The organism is Paenibacillus sp. Lou8.1, assembly GCF_024213565.1.
GTDB classification, from domain to species: Bacteria; Bacillota; Bacilli; order Paenibacillales; family Paenibacillaceae; genus Paenibacillus; species Paenibacillus polymyxa_B.
This window is the reverse complement of the sequence record NZ_JANAVN010000020.1, coordinates 1-21,085: the sequence shown is the minus strand read 5'-3', so window position 1 is coordinate 21,085 and position 21,085 is coordinate 1. Positions and strand designations below refer to the sequence as shown.

Annotated in this window: 16 protein-coding genes; 12 read left to right on the top strand and 4 right to left on the bottom strand. The window is 47.5% G+C overall.

What is annotated here, in order from left to right:
- Window positions 1-77: 77 nt before the first annotated feature.
- Complete coding sequence (locus NLX78_RS23700; protein ID WP_254351706.1) at window positions 78-4,367, bottom strand: S8 family serine peptidase; 4,290 nt, start codon at window positions 4,365-4,367, stop codon at window positions 78-80.
- 365 nt (window positions 4,368-4,732) lie between these two features.
- Between NLX78_RS23700 and NLX78_RS23695 the strand changes: the two genes are divergently transcribed.
- Complete coding sequence (locus NLX78_RS23695) at window positions 4,733-5,665, top strand: manganese-dependent inorganic pyrophosphatase (protein ID WP_061830773.1); 933 nt, start codon at window positions 4,733-4,735, stop codon at window positions 5,663-5,665.
- A gap of 62 nt (window positions 5,666-5,727) precedes the next feature.
- Here the strand turns inward: NLX78_RS23695 and NLX78_RS23690 are convergent, their stop codons facing one another.
- The 3 genes from NLX78_RS23690 to NLX78_RS23680 all read right to left on the bottom strand — a co-directional run bounded on the left by NLX78_RS23690 (window position 5,728) and on the right by NLX78_RS23680 (window position 8,255).
- Complete coding sequence (locus NLX78_RS23690; RefSeq protein WP_254351705.1) at window positions 5,728-6,651, bottom strand: alpha/beta hydrolase; 924 nt, start codon at window positions 6,649-6,651, stop codon at window positions 5,728-5,730.
- Window positions 6,636-7,178, bottom strand: a complete 543-nt coding sequence (locus tag NLX78_RS23685; protein ID WP_069290889.1) for a MarR family winged helix-turn-helix transcriptional regulator — start codon at window positions 7,176-7,178, stop codon at window positions 6,636-6,638. The genes NLX78_RS23690 and NLX78_RS23685 overlap by 16 nt, the downstream gene beginning before the upstream one ends.
- A gap of 111 nt (window positions 7,179-7,289) precedes the next feature.
- Complete coding sequence (locus NLX78_RS23680; protein WP_254351704.1) at window positions 7,290-8,255, bottom strand: ATP-dependent DNA ligase; 966 nt, start codon at window positions 8,253-8,255, stop codon at window positions 7,290-7,292.
- 193 nt (window positions 8,256-8,448) lie between these two features.
- Here NLX78_RS23680 and NLX78_RS23675 point away from each other — a divergent pair, with 193 nt between their 5' ends.
- The 11 genes from NLX78_RS23675 to NLX78_RS23625 all read left to right on the top strand — a co-directional run bounded on the left by NLX78_RS23675 (window position 8,449) and on the right by NLX78_RS23625 (window position 20,656).
- The gene (locus tag NLX78_RS23675; protein ID WP_254351703.1) at window positions 8,449-8,724 is read left to right on the top strand and encodes a GNAT family N-acetyltransferase; all 276 of its coding nucleotides are present in this window, start codon (window positions 8,449-8,451) and stop codon (window positions 8,722-8,724) included.
- A 289-nt stretch (window positions 8,725-9,013) separates the two neighbouring features.
- Window positions 9,014-9,580, top strand: coding sequence for a DUF420 domain-containing protein (locus NLX78_RS23670; protein WP_013308403.1), 567 nt, complete (start codon window positions 9,014-9,016; stop codon window positions 9,578-9,580).
- 182 nt (window positions 9,581-9,762) lie between these two features.
- The gene (locus tag NLX78_RS23665; protein WP_254351702.1) at window positions 9,763-11,037 is read left to right on the top strand and encodes an ABC transporter substrate-binding protein; all 1,275 of its coding nucleotides are present in this window, start codon (window positions 9,763-9,765) and stop codon (window positions 11,035-11,037) included.
- Window positions 11,038-11,100: 63 nt separating this feature from the next.
- Entirely contained in the window at window positions 11,101-11,982 is an 882-nt protein-coding gene (locus NLX78_RS23660) for a carbohydrate ABC transporter permease (protein WP_061830675.1), read from the top strand.
- Window positions 11,982-12,872, top strand: a complete 891-nt coding sequence (locus tag NLX78_RS23655) for a carbohydrate ABC transporter permease (RefSeq protein ID WP_254351701.1) — start codon at window positions 11,982-11,984, stop codon at window positions 12,870-12,872. Before NLX78_RS23660 ends, NLX78_RS23655 begins: the two co-directional genes overlap by 1 nt.
- A gap of 50 nt (window positions 12,873-12,922) precedes the next feature.
- Window positions 12,923-14,749, top strand: a complete 1,827-nt coding sequence (locus tag NLX78_RS23650) for a protein O-GlcNAcase (protein WP_254351700.1) — start codon at window positions 12,923-12,925, stop codon at window positions 14,747-14,749.
- A 100-nt stretch (window positions 14,750-14,849) separates the two neighbouring features.
- A complete protein-coding gene (locus NLX78_RS23645) occupies window positions 14,850-16,388 on the top strand; it encodes a DUF4127 family protein (RefSeq protein ID WP_254351699.1) in 1,539 nt (512 codons plus the stop codon).
- 5 nt (window positions 16,389-16,393) lie between these two features.
- The gene (locus NLX78_RS23640; protein ID WP_254351698.1) at window positions 16,394-17,113 is read left to right on the top strand and encodes an N-acetylmannosamine-6-phosphate 2-epimerase; all 720 of its coding nucleotides are present in this window, start codon (window positions 16,394-16,396) and stop codon (window positions 17,111-17,113) included.
- Window positions 17,091-17,930 carry a MurR/RpiR family transcriptional regulator gene (locus NLX78_RS23635; RefSeq protein WP_165179638.1) on the top strand — a complete coding sequence of 280 codons (840 nt, stop codon included), beginning with the start codon at window positions 17,091-17,093 and terminating at the stop codon, window positions 17,928-17,930. Before NLX78_RS23640 ends, NLX78_RS23635 begins: the two co-directional genes overlap by 23 nt.
- 151 nt (window positions 17,931-18,081) lie before the next feature.
- Window positions 18,082-19,020, top strand: coding sequence for an ROK family protein (locus NLX78_RS23630; RefSeq protein WP_446675808.1), 939 nt, complete (start codon window positions 18,082-18,084; stop codon window positions 19,018-19,020).
- Window positions 19,021-19,045: 25 nt separating this feature from the next.
- On the top strand, window positions 19,046-20,656 hold the full coding sequence (locus NLX78_RS23625) for an FAD-dependent oxidoreductase (protein WP_250267247.1): 1,611 nt from the start codon (window positions 19,046-19,048) through the stop codon (window positions 20,654-20,656).
- Window positions 20,657-21,085 lie beyond the last annotated feature (429 nt).

Genomic DNA, 21,085 nt, shown 5'->3' with positions numbered 1-21,085 from the left:
AGATTATGGCGTAACATAAAAATAGCCCCCCGAACCGCGACTTTGGTTAAATAACGGCTCGGGGGGCTTTTTAATTGTTAGTTAATGAGTGCAGCTTTTTGTAAGAGCACATGCAGCACCTTGGCAGATGCCTCACGGGTTGTAGGTGCATTCGGCTGGAAGTAGGAAGAGCCTTTAATCGTGGCTCCGTTAATAATACCTGCCGCACTTACTTTTTCAATACTATCCTTGGCATAGCCTGCAAAGGATGAAGTATCATGGTACGGTGTGCGTGCAGGACCATCGGCTGCTGTTTTGATTTGAAGCAGATCTACTGCTTTGCCCAGCACAACAGCAATTTCTTGACGACTGATATTTGCTTGCGGATCAAACTTGTCGTTGTTGCGACCTGTAATCAATCCGGCCTCATAAGCGGCTGCCACATCCCCGGCATACCAGCTACCTGCCGGAATATCACTGAATGGTGCAGTAGTACCTGGTGTCAGGCCAAGTGCCCGGGTGACCAAGGCTGCAAATTCTGCACGCGTCACGTTTTGCTTCGGTGAGAATTTCGTGTCGGTTGTGCCGTTAATGAGCAACTTATTCGAAAGCGATTGAATTTCGGATTGGGCATACGACGATGAAATATCTTCGAAGCTAACAGGACGTGTCGCCGCTGCATATGTTGAGAAGCCCGGACGGCTTACCTTAACGACGGTAGATCCATCAGCTTGCTTGGTGAAGACGGATGGAACTGGATAGACATTTCCATTCGCCGTATAGAGCACACCAGCTGTATTAGGATCAATTTGACCAGGTACGGTAAAGGATCGGCTAATAAATTGTCCTGGCGCAACTTTGAGCGATTGACTCTTGCCACCAGTGACAAGATTAGCTTCAAACCCTACCGGGGTGCCGATCACATTGGAGCCTTTCAGCTTACTTGTAAAAGTGCTGCTCGCCTCTGTCTGGCTGCTGATTACCACTTCAATGCCTGCACCAGCAGGAACATTTTTCAGAGCGGATACTGGCAAAGCCATAGAAGAGCCTGTATTGCTTACAATCAAGCTGCTTCCTGCTGAAGCCTTGCCCAGCGTTACCAGTTGTGTGGAAGTAAGCGATGCCTTCGTCGTTTGGCCTGCTTGGCTAGTAGCCGACAGTACAATAGCTGTCGGGCTGGAACCTGCTGCTGTCACGGCAGCCTGCAAATCTGCATCGGTTACTGTCAGCGACTGTACATTATTGTTCAATGCAACGGCTGTAGTGATAGTTTTAACAGCCTGTCCTTGTTTCACAACGCTTTGAAGTGAAGGTGCAGATGTAGGGACAGGAGTGGATGTGTTCGTTGTAGCAGAAGGTGTAGTATTGCTTCTGCCGCCACCTCCACCTCCGCCTCCACCACTACCGCTAGATGCGGCGCTATTATCCACGCGAATAGCTTTAGTGGCGGTGAAGAGTTTAGGACCTTTAGTAGTACTCACGACTTCGCCTTTTGCATTCAACTCCGGAGCGCTGACTTCCAGCTTGTATACGCCGTCCTTCAAATGCTGAATCACGGGCTGACCGTTAGCATCCAGAACAGAGTTTCCATTGTCATCTAATTCGGCGTAACTTCCGTCAATGCCCTTAAAGGAGTAGACGCCTTGTTTGAGGCGTGCATTGTCACCTTGTTCCTTGGAGGTCGTAATTCCATCGATCAGACCGATTAACTTGTCATCTACGCCGTATACATAGAGCGCGATCAGGTTCGTTTTATCCGTAGTCAGGCGGAATGCCAAATCTGTTGAGCGCTGAGCACCTGTACGACTCGGATAAATAATCGGGTTGGTAACACTCAGATCCTGCAAGCCAAACCCTGTTGCCGGATTTTCTTTGCCGACATGAACGACGAACGGCAGATGAAGCGTTGGCAGTCCGGCGCTTTTCAGAATAACTTCCCCTTCATATACACCTGTGGCTGCACCCGAATTTGGTTGTACAGACAGGAAGAACGGTTGCGATTTACCCGGTTCTGCCGAGATTGCTCCATTCGCGCCGACACCTTGCAACTGAACGGCAATGTTGCTCACGTCAGGTGTAGCAATCGGTTGAGTTGGATCAGAAGTTACATTATCATGTAAAACGGTGCTGGCTTCATATTGCACAGTGTTAGCCGACAAGTTTTTGAGTTGAAGCTGAATCTGCTTCGCATCACTACCAGGTCGTAACACCCCGAAGCTGGCGGAAGGATTATAATTCACAACCTCCTGCCGATTAAAGTTTTTGTCGAGAATCGTAATCTTTTCGACGGTTTCCAGCAGGGCTGGCGTCTGAATCGCATTAGCGATGTTTACAAGGCCTGCACCTTGGGAATACACATCATATTGGATTTTATCCTCATCAAAGAGTGTAATCGAAGTGTTGGCGAGCGCAGCGCGGATATCAAACGGTGTCCAGTTCGGATGCTGCTGCTTCAGCAGTACAGCAAGTCCAGCCACATGTGGAGACGCCATACTTGTACCGTTGCTACGTTTGTAAGCCTGCTCATACGATGCATCTGGATAGAACTTGGCGAAAGCAGGGTAGGTTGATAAAATGCCAACCCCCGGTGCGCTCACGTCTGGTTTGATGCTAAGCAGTTCATCTCCGTTCGGTCCGCGGGAGCTGAAATCGGCCATGGTATTACCTGCATTATCTGTGCGAATATAGTCTGCTCCAAAGGAAACGGAGAACTTTTCTCCAGCGTTGTCTACGATTTGTTTAGCCAGTGCACGGCCTTCCTTACCTTTCATGTCAAAGGTTGGAATAAAGTCAAAGCTGTCACCCAAATTGGAATTAACGTAGTCATCGCGACCTGAAATACTTTCCCCTAAATCAGCTTTGGTGATGTCGCCCGCTTTCGTATTCCCATTAAAAACGATAACAGCCTTCGCGCCGTTTTTTTTCGCATTTGTGATTTTATCCACGAATGCCAAGTTGCCGCGTGAAACGAGGACGATTTTTCCTGCTACGTCTTTCCTTTCAAAATCATCAGGTTGTCCCAGATTCGCATATACCAGCTCATAAGGGGCAGTTCCCAAAATGGAGGCAAAGTCTTCTCTGCCTGTCTCCCAGCCCATCAAATTAAAATCATAATGTGCATAAGCATCATTAGTTACGGTCTTTTTCAATTCACCGTTAGCCTCCCAATAGGTGTCACGGGTGACCGAAGCTGTACCAGAGAAGCTTTTGCTCGGCGAAGTAGCTGCACCGACGGAAATCGCCAGCTGTGATGTTGCGGGAGAACCCATGGAATAAAAATAGGGGCCTTCCTGTGCAGCATTACCATTCGCTATGACCGCGACTACGCCGGAAAGTACAGCATTATTAATAGCAATGGAATCCGGGGAGTTCGGGTCCTTTTCGGAATCCGAGCCCAGCGACAGGTTAATGACGTTCATACCATCTTTGACAGCGCGTTCAATGCCATCAATGACCTGTGCGGAGGAACCGGAGGAACGACCCGTCTTGGCATTGCGTCCAAGCACTTTATACACGTATAAGTCCGATTTATAGGCAATACCCTTTTGTACAATATCTGAGGATTTATTTGCGGCTTTACCGGCAATCGTGCCGGAGACGTGAGTACCATGTGTCGTTCCGCTAAAACCTGTGCCGTATGGGTCATTCTCTTTTTCAAGGAACGGTTCCTCGTAAGGGTCGTTGTCCTGTTCAAAAGAGTCATATCCGCCTTTATAGGCTTCTTTCAAATCCGGATGCTCATAATCGATACCGGTATCAATAACCCCGACCTTGATTCCCTCGCCATTCAATCCTTTGGCCCAGGCTTCAGGAATACCAATCTGGTCCAGCGGTGCGTTATCATAAGTGGCTTCACTGGCTGTAAGTGTTGGCGGGTCCTGTACGGGGATGGAATAATACGTTTTGTTTTCATGAATGGATTTTACGCCTGGCAGTTTAGCCAGTTCTGGAATCTTATTGGCCGGCAATGTGACCTCCAAGCCGTTAAGCACCGTGTTGTACTGGTAATTCACCTGGAGAGAAATACCATGCTCAGCGGCTTGGTCCACGAACGTAGTTTGCTCGGTGGCAATCGCGGATTCCGCTTTTTGCTCAGATTGAGCTGTGAAAGCTTGGACGCCTGAACGTGCCGCATATTTGTCCACGGCTAAGGGCTCACCATCAAGCTGTACGATGACTCTGACCTGGCGGGAAGAGTCTGTGCTTAGCTCTGGCGAAATGAAGGCCGGAGCCGCCTCAATAGTCAATGCTTGCTGAGCTTCCAAAAATGAGTTGAGTTGTAGATCTGCGGTAGCAGCAGAACTGACAGACGGCAGAGACAAGCTTACCGTCAAGGCAAGAGCGAGTGATACGACAGGTATTTTTTTCAAAATGATCGGCTTTTTCAAAGATTTCCCTCTTTTCAATCAAAATATGATATGTCTACATACTAGGATTTGAAGCCACTGCCGTTGTTCTCACGCCTCCCTTAATATCTAAAATAATAGAATTGACCACTGGTGACTAACTAGCCAGTTTTGAGGCATATCTTACCATATTGGTGGGATATATTACTATATGTTTTTTATATTTTTAGAAAAAATAAGGGTAACATTACATGTAGATTCCATGGAAATGTTATGAATTTACTAGATTATTTTTGAAAACAATCAAAGGGGAATGGGAGAATGCGAGATTTAATGATATAATCTGCATTGGAATTGTTGAGGTTTCACAATCATGTAAAATGCCTAAGGCAAAGGAGTCGATTATGTTGGCAAAAACGTTGATTTTCGGGCATAAAAATCCGGATACGGATACCATTTGCTCAGCTATTGCTTATGCAGACTTAAAAACCAAACTGGGCGCGGACGTAGAGCCGGTTCGTCTGGGCGAGGTGAACGGGGAAACCCAGTATGCACTGGATTATTTCAAAGTGAGCGCGCCACGTCTGGTTGAGCAGGTTGCTGCTGAAACGGACAACGTCATTCTGGTCGATCATAATGAACGCCAGCAAAGCGCCGCTGATATTGACAAGGTACGTGTAACTGAAGTCATCGACCATCACCGGATCGCTAACTTTGAAACAAGCCAGCCGTTATACTTCCGAGCTGAGCCGGTGGGTTGCACAGCCACCATTTTGAACAAGCTCTACAAGGAAAATGGTATAGCGATTCCGAAAGAAATCGCAGGTCTAATGTTGTCCGCGATTATTTCCGATTCCCTGTTGTTTAAATCCCCAACCTGCACGGATCAAGACGTAGCTGCTGCTCGTGAACTGGCTGAAATTGCTGGTGTAGATGCAGATCGTTACGGATTTGACTTGCTTAAAGCGGGAGCTGATTTGAGTGGTCATACCATTGAACAGTTAGTAAGTCTGGATGCCAAAGAATTTCAGATGAATGGTCGCAAAGTGGAAATTGCTCAAGTGAACGCAGTAGACGTCAACGATGTGCTATCGCGTCAAGCTGACCTAGAAGCTGCATTATCCCAAACCATTGAGGCCAAAAATCTCGATCTGTTCCTGTTCGTTGTAACAGACATCGTGAACAGTGATTCTATTGGTATTGCCCTGGGAAGCCAAGCACAAGCGGTTGAGAAAGCCTATAATGTTCAGTTGGACGACAATAAGGCTGTTCTAAAAGGCGTTGTATCGCGCAAATCGCAAATTGTGCCTGTATTGACTGACGCTTTTAACAGTTTGTAATGATAAATAATAAGCCTCCTGAGCCCGACTGCATAATGGCAGTGGAAGCAGGAGGCTTATTTTTATTTCTTCAGTTCTGCCAGGACATCTCCGATGCGGAATTCAAATGCCAATTTCAACTGATCGCTCATCAGGTGCCAGGCGTTTTCAGCTACAGCGAGATCGCCGCTATGAGTAAAGGCATGTGCGGCACCCATGTATTTTTTATACTTCACGGGGACATCTGCTTCAATCAGCCGTTTGGCATACAACTCGGCTTCGTCAGCCAAGGAGTCCAACTCCGCGGTTATGATCAGAGCAGGAGGGAGATTATGTAGTGATTCTGCAAAAATGGGGGAAACCAACGGATTTCGCGCCTCATCTGGTGAGTTCATATAACTTTCATTAAAGATTTTTGCTACTCGTGGCGGAATCCCCTTCTCGAATTGGGGCTTCAATTTGGGATCTGTAGCAATATCCAGTGGTGGGTAATCCAGTACCTGATATACAATCGGAAATTCCTTGCGATCCCGGGCCATAAGACACAGCGCTGCCGCTAAATTGCCACCCGCACTGTGTCCCCCGACCGCAATGCGTTGAGGATCTACGTTAAGCACATCAGGATGCTTGTACAACCATTGGGTCACCTCATAGCTTTCCTGTAGCGGGATAGGGAATTTATGTTCTGGGGCCAAGCGATAATCGACATTAACGACGACGCAATTCGCACGTTCAGCAATGACCGGGCACCAGGGATCATCCATTTCGGCGCTACCCATTACAAAACCGCTGCCATGGAAATTAACGAATACAGGGAGTGGATCAGCAGACCGGTGAGAAGGTTCATATACAATCACCCTGGAGTCACCAATAGAGGTGGGGATGATCCTTTCCTTCCGATGTACTTTGGGAGAATGCGAAGGTTTGAAATCGGACGCAGCTACCATTCTGCCAGCCGATATGCGAGCAAGTTTGACGAACAGTTTTTGTCTCAGTCTTCGCACCATTTTTCTCTCTCCTCTCTGGAGTCGGTTAGACGCGAACCTTTAACATCTTCAAACGCAGAACGTACGCGTGACAAATAGGTTTGGAACTGACAGATTTCCGACTCACTAAAGTCTGACATCAGACGTGAAGCCAGCCCTACGAAAAACGGATCCATCTGTTGAATTTTACTTCTTCCTTTATCGTTCAGGGACACGAACACTCCCCGCTTGTCATTGGGATCGTCATATTTATTAATGAATCCCTCTTGTTCGAGAGAAATAACCATAGAACTGATTGCTGCCCGGCTTACACCCATCTTATCAGCCAAAGCAGAAGGAGATGACATTTCATCTCTTTGCGCTGAAAGTACACAAAGCGCGATATATTGCCCGTAGGAGAGACCAAATTCACGTGAACGTTTTTCCATATTTTTGCGTATTTCATACGTTATGGAAAATAAATCTACCAAAACACCAATCGGTTTATTGCCACCTGGAAAGAGATTATAGGCCAGTTGACGAATTTCGGAGTCCAAAAAAAAGAACATGCGATCCACCTCGATGTAGTTAATTAGTTAACTGTAATTTAATTAACCACTGGTTGCAATGATTTATACAAACTTTGTTCTGCATTTTTTAAAAAATATATCTGTAAAACGTCATATCCAGGGGCCGATACACTGATCGAGGCCCTGATTCACAAAGGCTTGTATGGAGGGCTGGCGCAGGGTACGTCCTTCTTGCCATCGCCACTCACTATATTGAACCTTGGCGGTATACATGGGTTGCACCCAAAATGCGTCTTGATGCCGATCCGGTTTATTGCTAAAAGGTCGCTCCGATATGGTATGTGGCAGCAGGCGCTCGGTAAGCTGACGCCAATCTTCCCGAGTCAGCTTACCCGTACCCACATGCCCGATATAGCGCAGCATTCCTTGTTTATCATATTGGCCCAGCAACAGAGCGTTGATAAGGCCTCCATTTAGGGTATAGCCACCGATAACGGCAATGATATCGCCATAATTTTTGACTTTGACCCATCGTCTGTCTTTTCCGCCCAATGTGTACGGACTATCCAGCTTTTTACACACAATGCCTTCCATTCCTTGGCTGCACATGACCTGAAATAGAGCTTGTCCATCAGGATGAGCGGGAGCCAGTTGAATCCGTTCATTCGGTATGATGATCTGATGCAGCAGTTCAAGCCTTTCCTGTAACGGTTTAAGATGAACCCACTCCCCGTTCAGATAAACAATATCAAACAACATGTAAGTAGCGGGTACAGCTTCATAGGCTGACTGAATTCGATCCGTCCGACGAATCAGATCCCTTCGCATAATTTCATGGAACGATGGCTTACCGTCGGCACCGAGTGCGATCATTTCCCCGTCCAATATGACCGAATCAGCCTTACAGTAGGAGGGGAAGAGAGCAAGCTCCGGGTATAAAAGCGTGCGTTCATGCTGCTTGCGGTTGAACAGACGCGTACCGCCCTGGTCGTGATACGTCAAAATTCTCGTACCGTCCCATTTTATTTCGTAACGCCAAAGGCCTGTTGCATCTACAGGTACTTTTTCGCTCAGTTCAGGTTCAAACGGGATGACAGGTTTTAATTCCGTACGCAACGCAGCACCTCCCTTGCCTTCATTGGAATAAATATAGTGTCGACGATAGATCTTATTTTATGTATGTGATGTTTCGCTGATTCCTAAATAGGGGAATGATAAGGATATCTTGGGCCGGCATGAAGTGATTGCAGTAATTCGTTAGCATGGAGTTGTAACGGGATGTTCTTCAGTCAGAAAGGAGATTGGTTTCATGAGACAAATTCGCGAGGAGGACCATGCAGTAGTCATGGTGGATAATGGGCAGGTAGTTGCAGAAGTAGGCTATAAATCCATAGATGACCACTCATTGGTCATTGACCATACATTTGTATCCGAGCAGTTACGGGGTCAAAAAATCGGCAAGGAACTTATCGACCGAGTGGTTGATATGGCAAGGAATGAGCATAAAAAGGTTATTCCTGCTTGCTCGTACGCGCTTGCTCTGTTCAAGCGCCATCAGGAATACAGTGACGTATGGCAGCAATGAATATGGACCATCAAGGCTGCTTAATTGCATAACCGATACAACACCGGAGCGGGTAATCAGACCTTCCCGGTGTTTTTTGTGTGCATAAAGCTTGTAAAATCAATGCATTCTACCGTTGATATAGGGAAGTAAAGGGCTATTCTCAAATGTTGAAGCATATTTTCTGACAGATGGCTATGAAATTGTTCATACTGTTGTCACTTCACAGGCTGTCCATCAGTTCTATATAATATATTATGGTTATGACTACAACAGTAACGAAAACCTGAATTTAACGAAGGAGACGCTCATGATGAATAAAGCGAGTGAGGACAAGCAGTACGTTCCAACGAGCAATCGTAATTTTACAGCCTTGATTATCACCGTTTCCATTATAGCCAACGTGATTATTTTGCTGCTGTTCTTTTCGCCGATCGGATACCAGGGTAGTGTGAGTTTTGATCTCACTATTTTCCCAAGGCTGAATGCGATTTTTAACAGCTTCACATTTATTTTTCTGGTGGCTGCACTGGTTGCTATTTTCAAAAAGAACATTAAGCTTCATAAAACCTTTGTTTTGCTGGCCTTCGCCAGTACCGTTTTATTTTTATTTTCCTATCTGACCTTTCATTACATTTCGCCGGAAACTGCAAAATATGGTGGGGTGGGTATCCTTCGGCCGATTTACTTTACGCTGTTGATTTCGCATAGTATACTGGCTGCGATTATTGTACCGCTGGCCCTGTTCACGGTTGTATGGGGATGGACGATGCAGGTAGCAAAACATCGTAAGATTGCACGCTGGACGATGCCGATTTGGCTATATGTGAGCTTGACCGGGGTACTGGTGTACGTTTTCATGGCCCCATACTATTAATAGATTAAACCCTTTGCGGGTTGATTTAGGGAAATGGCGTCTCTGCTGAAGAGACGCCTTTTTTGTATCCAATAAAAGAAAAATTATTCCTTCTAAATTTATTTTATTGAAAAAACGTTCCTTCTTTAGCGGCATTTCTGCTATAATTTGCCTTAATCAACTAAGAACAAGGGGGTCACCATGTGACAAAGAAAGCGAAAGGCAGGTTACGGTTGCTTGTATCTATGCTAGCGCTGGTTGTACTGCTGAGCAGCTGCGGTGGTGGAGGATCAAAGTCGGAAAAGGTTGACGGAGGGAAAGTAACACTGCAATTTTGGACCATTGCACTACAACCTACATTTACCCCGTATTTCAATCGGGTGATTGCCGATTATGAGCAGAAGAACCCCAATGTCAAAATTGACTGGAAGGATTACCCTTATGACGCAGTAACCAACAAGCTGTTGACAAGTATCGCTAGCAACAGCAGTCCAGATGTAGTCAATCTCAATACAGAATTTGCTAGCCAAATGGGCTCCAAGGGTGCTGTTGTTGATATGAATGAGCATTTGTCGCCCGAGGAAAAGGCTGCTTATTTCGAGGGTATTTATAATTCTACAGTTATTAACGGTAAAGCTTATGCGCTACCCTGGTATACCGGTACAGAAGTGCTTTACATGAATACAAAGCTGGTCAAAGCTGCCGGATTGGACCCTGCTCATCCGCCCAAAACCCGGGAGGAATTGTCTGAATGGGGCCGTCAGATTAATAGAAAAATTGGCAAGGCAGGCTATGCTCAGCAGCTTGTATCCAAGCTTTTCGCTGTGGACGGCATTCCTATCCTAAATAAAGAAAAGACAGCAGCGGCGTTCAACACACCAGAAGCAGTCACTATGATTGATAATCTAAAGAAACAGATGGAAGATGGCATTGTACTCAAGGAAGACGCTGAATTCTCACAACAAGTGAAATATTATGCCGGCGAGCAGGTTGCTTTCGAGCTGGCAGGCCCGACGTTCATCAATTTTATCAAAACGGCAGCGCCGGACGTTTATAAAAACACAATTGCTGTCCCTGTCCCAACCGGCAAAGCCGATGTGCGACTCTCCAACTCCATGGACCTGGTCGTACCTGCTATGTCTGCACATGTGGACGAAGCAGTGAAATTTGCTGTTTTCTTGACAAACGCAGAGAGTCAAACAGCTTTTTCTAAAGCGGCGAATACACTACCTTCCACGAAAGACTCCATTAAAGATCCATATTTTACTCAGTCTGACAAATCATTAGAAGCACAAGCCAAGGTAGTATCCGCACAAAGCTTGGATAAGGCGACAGATTATATGGTCGGTGTGCCTAATGCCAAAGATGTGAATAGTGCCATCGCGCGAGCTTTACAAAATATGGTATTGAATGGCACGGATACGAAGCAGACGCTTACTGCTTTGGAGCAGGAAGTGAACGATATTTTAAAGCAATAGGTTTGACAGGGGAGTAAGTGAATACTCCCCTGTTCATTTATCAAAATCAGGTGGTGATGCAGCATGATCAAATGGTTGAGGTCGGAGTCCTTTACGGCCTGGGCCTTTATGACGCCGGGACTGTTATTGCTTGCCGTCTTTGTATTTTGGCCTATTATTTACAGCATTCCGCTGGCATTGACGGACTACTCTGTCATATCAGATACCCATTTTGTCGGCTTGGATAATTTTGAAGCGGCGTTTAAGGACCGTAACTTTCTAATTTCGATTTGGAACTCATTGTTGTACGTGCTCATTGTCCCCTTTCTTCAAATTTTCTCCATCCTGATGGCTGTGCTTGTGAATAGCCGTATCCCGGGAATTAAAATATTTCGTACGACCTACTACATCCCTGTTGTGACTTCGATGGTAGCGGTAGCCTTAATTTGGAGCTGGCTGTTGGGCAAAAACAGCATAGTGAACTACTTGCTCATGCAGGTCGGCTTGATTAGCAAAGACATACACTGGTTATCGGACAGCAACTTGGCCTTGTATGTACTAATGTTCATCACAATGTGGAAGGGACTCGGGTATTATATGATGCTCTATCTGGCTGGATTACAAAATATTCCCCAAGATCTGTACGAAGCCGCTAGAGTCGACGGAGCAAGCCGATGGCGTCTGATTGTCCATATTACTCTTCCGCTACTGAGACCCTACGTTCTGTTCTGTACCCTTATATCGCTCATGTCAGCTATTCGCGTATTTGATGAAGTATATGTACTAACCAAGGGTGGACCGGGAACGGCCACGTTGACATCCAGCTTGTATATTTTTCAAAAGGGCATGGAGCAGTTTAATTTTGGATATGCTTCGGCGCTTGGCTTAATTGTCGGTGCAATGATTGCCGTACTTAGTATTATCGTATTCCGATTCAATAGGAAAGGCGGTGTCAATCCCTATTGATGAATCTAAAGGATGACAAAATGCTACGCTCATCTCTACCTAAAAAGGAAAGCAGCCGCATCATGCGCAGTCTTGCTCGAATGCTGAGAATGACGGTCATCTACGTGCTTCTAGTGCTACTCGCCCTCTTTTTAATGGGACCGTTCCTATGGCTGCTCAGCGTATCCCTCATGCCAGGCCGCAACATTTTTACAACGCCACCCGCTATTTTTCCGACCTTTATTGATTTCGACAACTACGTTCAGGTGTGGCAGTTCATGAATTTTCCAAAGTATATGCTGAATACGGTCATCATTACGGTGTTGGGCGTTGTGCTCAATGTGGTGCTCGCCAGTCTGACAGGATATCCCTTGGCTGTGTTTCGTTTTAAGGGTAAAAATCTGGTGTTTACGTTGCTGATTGCCACGATGATTATTCCTTCCTACACCGCATTTATTGTGCATTATCTGACCATTCAAGGGCTTCATCTAGGCAATACCTATTTAGGTGTGGTGTTGCCTGGGGCAGTCTCCGTTTTCAACATTTTTCTAATGCGACAGACGTTTATCCATATTCCTACCGATGTGCGTGATTCCGGTAAAATGGACGGCGCTTCGGAGTTCCGAATTTGGTGGCAGCTGGTGCTTCCGCTGGTCAAGCCAGCGCTGGCTGTAATCTCTCTATTGGAGGCGATGTCGTTCTGGAACAGCTTTCTGTGGCCTATCGTTATTTTGAACGATACGGAGCTATATCCGCTGGCAGCTGCGCTCACGTATCTCAACGGTCAATTTGCCTATAACTTCGGCTGGATTGCTGCAGGCACAATGATTTCGGTACTGCCGATCATTATATTGTTCCTGTTTACGCAGCGCTACTATATGGAAGGTCTGGCGGGAGCGGTAAAAGGATAAGCCAGTAGTTACGGCTACGAAGAGCCTGTGAAGGGAAGGAGACGATTGCGATGAAATTGTCCAAAGGAATGGGGCCTCATTCAGGTGTAGGGCTATCACGGCAGGAGATACAATATTATTTTCGTGATGTGTTTGACAGCGGGGAAAGGCTGGTTATCTCCGAACCGCGACTGATCTGTGAACTGTCCTCTCGCTTTGCAATGAATCAGGAGTATGAAGGTGTGCTGGACCCTGAGGGACCGATCAAGCTCATTGCACCTCCAGGACCGGGTGTACCGACTGAAACACGGGGAAGTGTACAGTTGGCGCTCGAATATGACGGGACGCTTGCTGCAGACGGATATCGGTTGGACATTCAGAAGGACGGGCGGATTGAAATCCACGCTTCCAATAAAAGAGGGCTCAAATACGGCATGGATGCCCTGCATCTCCTGCTTCAGGTGGAACAGGAGCGATGTACTCTGCCGGTGATGTCTATTCGGGATGAGCCTTCATTTCCGGTCCGAGGAATTATTGAAGGCTTCTATGGGATACCGTGGAGTTTCGCGGATCGGCTGGATGCCGTCCGTTTTATGGCTACGCACCGGATGAACACGTTCATGTATGCCCCCAAGGATGATCCATATCATCGTGAGCTATGGAGAGAACCGTACCCTGAGGATACGTTTGCCCAGATCCGCGAATTGAAGGAAGCCTGCGAACGGCATGAGATTGATTTTCATTATTGTATCAGCCCAGGGAACGACCTGAGCTTTGGCAGCGATGAAGATTTCCTCAAATTGACGGAAAAGCTGGCGGCCGTGATTGCGATTGGCGTACGTCATTTTTCTGTATTAATGGATGACATTGACTATGTACTCAAAGGGGAAAATCGACATTTGCTGGGCCGCTCGGGTCACGCTCATGTCTTTTTGACGAACAAGGTGCATGCATGGCTGGCTGAACGACTGCCTGAATTTACGCTGACGGTCTGTCCTTCGGAATATTGGTCATATTGGGATACCGAATACAAAAAGGATTTCCGTGAGCGGCTGCATCCGGAGATTAAGGTGTTCTGGACGGGGTACTTTGTTTTTGCCCCACAGATTAGTCGCGAGCACGCCGTTGATAATCATGCATACTTTGGGCATGAGCTGTGGCTGTGGGATAACATCCCGGTGAATGATTGTGACCATGATCGGTTATTCCTTGATCCGCTGCGCGGACGGTATTCCGGGCTACCGGACTGCGGACATACCGGTATGGTGGCCAACCCGATGAATCAGTGGGAATGCTCCAAAGTGACGCTCATCACGATGTCCCACTACATGTGGAACAGTGAACGGTATATGCCTGAGCTATCTTGGGAATGGGCTGCGCGGGAGTTAGCGGGAGAGCGTGCGGATGAACTGATGTTTTTCTGTCGTCAAAATAGGAACAGCCGACTAGGCGGCAACACGTATGAGGACGTGGACCTTGCTTTGAAAATGCGCGATATCCCTGCGCTGGATATGTACTTTGAGCGGCTGCTTCAGGCGGTGAGTGTCCTACGGAACGTGCCTGCCGATGATCTAGCCGCAGGGTTCGTGTCCCAGGCCGCGCCGTGGCTGGAACGTGCCGAGCTGGACGCGGGCCTGTGGCAGGTGCTGCGTCAAGCTGCGCTCAGCAGCGAGCGACAGGACGATGCACAGTCGGGGGAGAGCAGCACGTCGAGCGAAGCAGTTGAAGGGCCAGAGCCGTCGCCTCTGACGGACGAAATCGCAGGAGAACTGCGACGCGGTATCACTGCTTGCTTAGAAGCGGAGGTTCGGCTGGGTAGCAATCCAGCAATCCGTGCTGCCGCGCAGTGGGGTTATGTCGATCAGGACGAACAAGGCAAATATCGGCTGATCTTGTGAGTGTTTGCGATGGATTAAGAAACCAAGGCAGCATAGCTGCCCTGAAAATAATCATTTGCCGTTAGGATAACGGTAATTTTCAGGAGAGGTGGAATGTACGATGAAGTCAAACACCCGATTACTTTTTATACCGCTGGATGAGCGGCCCTGTAATTATCAATTTCCTTATTTACTGGCACAAGGCACAGACTTGGAAATGGAGCGGCCCCCATTGGAATGGATGGGGCAAAAGAAAACCCCTGGCGATACGACCAGACTATGGGCATGGCTCGAAGAACGCGCAGCGACTGCTGATGGAGCCATTGTTGCGATGGATACGTTGCTGTACGGAGGAATCGTACCTTCTCGACTACACGGTATGTCGAGCGAGCAGGTCAGAGATAGAGTGAATCGGCTTCGCAGGCTAAAGCAATTATATCCGCAACTGACTCTGTATGCATTTCAACTGATTATGCGTTGTCCGCAATACTCTTTGGCTGATGAAGAACCGGATTACTATGCCGATTGGGGTCGTGAGATATTCAGAAAGGGCTTCATTGAGCATCGTCAGGAACTGGGGATCGCTACCGCAGAAGAGTTGCTTGAATTAGTTGATATTAACGAGCGTTTGCCAATGGAAATACTGGATGATTACTTGGGGCGTCGCCATGTGAATTTGGAGGCCAATGAAGTTGCACTGGATCTCGTAGCAGAAGGTATCATTGATTTTATGATCATCCCACAGGATGATTCGGCTCCCTACGGCTATACCGCCAAGGATCAGCAGCGGCTAAGAAGTCGTATTTCTGAGCTTGAGCTGGATTTGAATGTATACATGTACCCGGGGGCAGATGAAGTGGGTTGTACGTTGCTGGCTCGTTGGGTTAACAAGATGAATAATGTAATCCCACTGGTGTATCCTCGATTGTCTGCTTTGCAGGGGGCATTCGTAGTTCCGCTTTTTGAAGATCGCTATTTTTACGAAACCTTAAAATATCAGATTATGGCGGCAGGTGGGCTAATAGCTTCCTCAGCAATGGAGGCTGATTTGATTTTGTTGGCTAACACACCCGGTGACACGATGGCAGAAGCTTCATCCCAGCAGCGTGCAATGACCGGATATGATGTACATCGGAATGTAGTAGAGCTGGTTGAGTACGGTTCTTATATGCTGCAATATGCGGGTCAAAATGTTGCAGTTGCTGATGTGGGCTACGCCAACGGCGCAGATCTCAAGCTAATTAGACTATTGAAGCAAAAAGGACTGCTTTTTAAGCTGGCGGGTTATGCAGGCTGGAATACCAGTTCTAACACGCTGGGCACCGTCATTGCCCAGTCTATGCTGTATACCCACTATGGCTCTACGGAGGAACATTTGGATTTTCTGTCGCTGCGCTACGCCGAGGATGCCTGTTATTGCGCTGTGGTACGTACGGCTATGAATAACGGGATTGTGGAGCAGATGGGTTTTACCAAGTTTATGCTCGATGGACCGAGAGGCTCGGTAGCTGCGGTTATTCGCGGACGGCTGGAGCAGGCGCTCAATGAATATGTGAACGGGCCGGAAGGCCGCGTGGAAATTACAGATTGCTACATGCCGTGGAACCGCACCTTTGAAGTCGGATTAACCGTACGGCATCATGCCGAGAAGAGAGGGTGATTCCTATGGGAATGGAAGGTGTGTTATCCAAAGTTCAGCACGGACTGATCGTATCCTGTCAGGCGCTACCAGGCGAACCGTTACATGGAGCAGATTCTATGGTCAAAATGGCGCGTGCCGCACAGCAAGGTGGAGCTGTAGCGATTCGCGCCAATGGTGCATCGGATGTACGTGCGATTAAACAGGCGATTTCTCTACCAGTCATTGGCTTGATTAAGCGGGATTATGATGATTCTGATATTTACATTACGCCTACCCTTCGTGAAATGGAGGAACTGGTGGAGGCAGGCGCGGATATCATTGCGCTGGATGCCACATTACGACCGCGCCCAGCGGGATGCAAGCTGAAGAGGCTCATAGATTATGCCCATGAGCAGGGAGTTACTTCCATGGCAGACATTTCGACACTGGAGGAGGCGCTTCATGCGGCCTCTCTTGGCGCAGACTGCGTATCCACCACGTTATCCGGGTATACACCGTACTCTACTCGGATTGAGGGTCCTGATCTGGAGCTGGTTCGGAGAGCGTCAGAACTGGTTCCTGTTCCTTTAATTGCAGAGGGCAAAATCTATGATCCGGCGCAGGTTGAGGAAGCATTCCGAATGGGAGCACATGCAGTAGTTGTAGGCTCGGCGATTACCAGACCCCAATTGATTACGCAGCGGTTTGCCGATGCCGCAAGGAAGGCAGTGAAATGCATCTATGGAGATGAACGACCGAATTAACACATATTATCCTTCATTAACGAAATCGGAGCAGAAAGTCGCCTTGTGCGTACTGGAGCATCCCGCAGACATCATATATTTCTCCGTGACAGAGCTGGCGGATTTTGCAGGTACAGGTGAAACGACCGTCATGCGCTTTTGCCGGAAGATTGGTTTCAAAGGCTATCAGGATTTCCGACTGTCCCTGGCGCAAAACCAGACTTATCGTAAAAGTGATATGGGCGAGGAGAACATCGACCCAGATGACGAGCAAGATATTACGCGTACGGTGTATCACAACATGCTCGATATTTTGCACTCCAGTATGGGGCTGCTGGACCATTCAGAGCTTGGTCGTGCGATTGCGTGTCTCGATCAAGCGGGCTATGTTCAATTTTTCGGTGTGGGCGCTTCGGGAATTTCTGCGCAGGATGCTAAAAACCGTTTCTTACGGATCGGGCGTCGCGCCGAGGCTGTGGCAGACGGACATATTCAGTCGATGATGGCGGTGTCCATGAACCCGGGTGATGTGGCTATCGGCATCAGTGTATCAGGAAGTACGCTGGATACGAACGATATGCTGCATAAAGCCAAGCAAAACGGTGCAACGGTTATCGCGATTACAAATTATGCGAAATCACCCATTACCTCCATTGCGGATATCGTGTTGCTGACCGCAGGCAAGGAAGCTCCAATAGAAGGTGGTTCAATCGGCGCTAAAATCTCACAACTATTCGTGATTGACCTCATCTGCGAAGGGCTTGCTCGCAAGCATACGAATCACACCAAACAGATGAAGGAAAAAACAGCGAGGGCCGTTATTGAACGAAGCTATTGAGATTTTTCAGTTGTGAATTGAAACTTGTGCTCCGACAGTTCAATGACTTGTGTTTGTGGTGCTTATGAATGGCTATTTCAAGTATTGCTATTAATAGAAGGTTTGTACAAAGAGCTAGTAAGCTTTTATGTAGGGCAACAAGGAGGTTGGTGTGGTGGTAGCTGCTGTGAACAGAGTCATTGGAATCGACATTGGGGGCACATCGGTGAAGGCCGCCATAGTGGCACGGGACGGATCGGTGCTTGATGAAATCCGGCTGGATACGGACGCTTCCCGTGGACGTGAATGGGTGTTGTCGCAGGTGTCAGAATCTGTGCTCGGACTGTTGCGTTCTTTTGGGGATACCAGCATCGGTGCCTATATAGATATAGGCGCTCTAGGCATTGCTACTGCTGGCAGAGTAAATGTGGAGAGCGGCGTAGTTGTGTATGCCACAGATAACCTACCTGGCTGGCAAGGTACATCCTTAGTAACGTGGGCTAAAGAAAAACTGGCTTTACGAGCGGTTGCTGATAATGATGCGAACGCCGCTTTACTTGGAGAAGCGTGGCAGGGAGCGGGGAAGGGCAAGCGACGTTTGGTGATGCTCACGTTGGGAACAGGTGTCGGAGGTGCATATATGGAAAATGGCCTCTTGTGCAGAGGGGCTTATTGGAGCGGCGGTGATTGGGGGCACAGTATTCTATACCCCGGAGGACACCCCTGTAATTGCGGAAAAAAAGGGTGCGCCGAGCAATATGTATCGGGGAGCGCCCTGTTACGTCGAGGTAGGGAACACGTCGGTAAATTGTACCGCTCGGGAAACGAGATTGTGAAAGAGGCCGTTCACGGTAACCAGGAGGCAATCCAGGTGCTGGATGATTACACCGCAGATTTAGCTGTACTTCTAGCTAACATCTCGGTGACTCTTGATCCTGAGGGGATCATTGTAGGCGGAGGAGTAGCGGACACGGGAGAGGTCTGGTGGCCTATGCTGGAAAAGCATCTGCACCAATTTGGAGTTCAAACGGAAGTAAGTCGGGCATTGTTGGGCAATCGCGCTGGAATCATCGGCGCTGCACGGCTTGCCTTCGAAATGACCGAGTCCTAGTACAAGAATGAAAGGGGAACGAACCATGACGCAAAAACGGCTTGATACCGACATTGTTGTGATTGGCGGAGGTCTGGGGGGGATATCGGCAGCTCTTGCGGCGGCGAAGGCTGGCATGAGAGTCATCGTGACAGAGGAGACGGACTGGTTAGGGGGGCAGTTAACTTCACAGGCGGTTCCTCCAGATGAGCATCGATGGATCGAACAATTTGGTTGCACAGCAACATACCGTGAGTTCCGTAATCGTGTACGTGACTATTACCGTCAGAACTATCCGTTAACCGAAGAAGCTCGAAATAATCCCATTCTCAATCCTGGGAACGGTTGGGTAAGCCGTCTGGCCCATGAACCACGGGTAGCTCTGCGGGTGCTTGAAGATATGCTCGCTCCTTATTTGAATACGGGGCGCGTTCATGTATATTATCACACCGTGCCTATTGCCGTTCAGACGGATGGGGACTGTATTACTTCTGTAACTGTCCGTACCTCGAATAGCGCTGATCATAAGTGTGGATTTAGAGTGCTGCACGGAACGTTTTATCTGGATGCGACAGAGTGTGGTGATCTCCTTCCGATGGCGGGCGTGGAGCATACGAGTGGAGCGGAGTCGCGGGCTGCTACGGGTGAACCTCATGCACTGGAGTGTGCTAACCCTTTTGATATGCAATCTATCACACATGTGGCTGCCGTAGACTATATTCCCCAGGAAAGCTTCATTATAGAGCGGCCGCAACAATATGATTTCTGGAGAAATTATATTCCGTCCTTTTCCCGTTTTCCGATTTTGAGCTGGTTTGCTACTGACGCGGATGATACCAGTAAACTAAAACAGTTCACATTGTTTCCTAACGATCAGGGCATTGTATCCTTATGGGATTATCGTCGTATTGTAGATCCCTCGATATGGAGCAAACCGCTAAATGATGGTGAGGTAACTCTTTTAAACTGGGCGCAAAATGATTATTACCTAGGGCCATTGATCGGTGTCACCGCTCAGGAGCAGGCAAAACATCGAGAAGGAGCGCGTGAGTTGACTCGTTCATTAATATATTGGCTTCAAACCGAAGCGCCCCGATTAGATGGAGGGTTCGGCTATCCGGGAATTCGACCACGGGGTGATATTCTCGGCACTTCTGACGGTCTGGCTAAAACGGCTTATATTCGCGAGTCACGCCGAATTCAGGCCAATTATATGATATCTGAGTTTGATGTAAGTCGTGAGCTTCGGGGAGAAGAGGGTCCTAAGCGATATACAGACAGTGTAGGTGTAGGTAGCTATCATTTGGATCTTCATCCAACTACGGTATCTCAGCGAACATTCTACATCCCTAACTATCCCTATGAAATTCCATTGGGCTCACTTATTCCGGTGAGGGTACGCAATTTACTTCCTGCCTGCAAAAATATAGGGATGACCCAAATAGCCAATGGCTGCTATCGATTGCATCCTACAGAATGGAATATAGGAGAATCAGCGGGAAGCCTAGCGGCTTACTGTGTCTCCAACGAAGTATATCCCATTGAAGTGAGCCGATCAGCAGAGCATCTTGGATGTTTTCAAAATGTTCTTCTTCGCCAAGGTGTCGAATTGCACTGGCCTGCAGAGGTATTTGAGCCAGAGGAAGTCATCAGCTAATGAAGGGGCAACTAGCCCCTCGACTGATTTTAAATGAGCTGAAAGATGAGTGGATTTATTCTAAAATAAAAAAATGAAAAAAAGTGCTTGCTAAGTTGCTGAGGTTTATGATATATTATTTGAGCTGACAACAAAACAGCAGTTTCAAAAGCGAAAAGCTTGGGTGAAATGATCTTCAAAAAAAGAAAAAAATAACCCTTGCATTTTTGAAACGAACATGGTATGATCTTATAGCTGCTGAAAAACGCGGCGAAAGAGAAATGTTTGATCTTTGAAAACTGAACAACGAGTGAGTAAAATGATTTTGCTTGCAAAATCAAACAAGAGATATTTTTATCTCGTCAGTTTCAACATGAGCTTATCGCTCTTTCTATAAACCAACTTTGGTTGGTCTTTAATGGAGAGTTTGATCCTGGCTCAGGACGAACG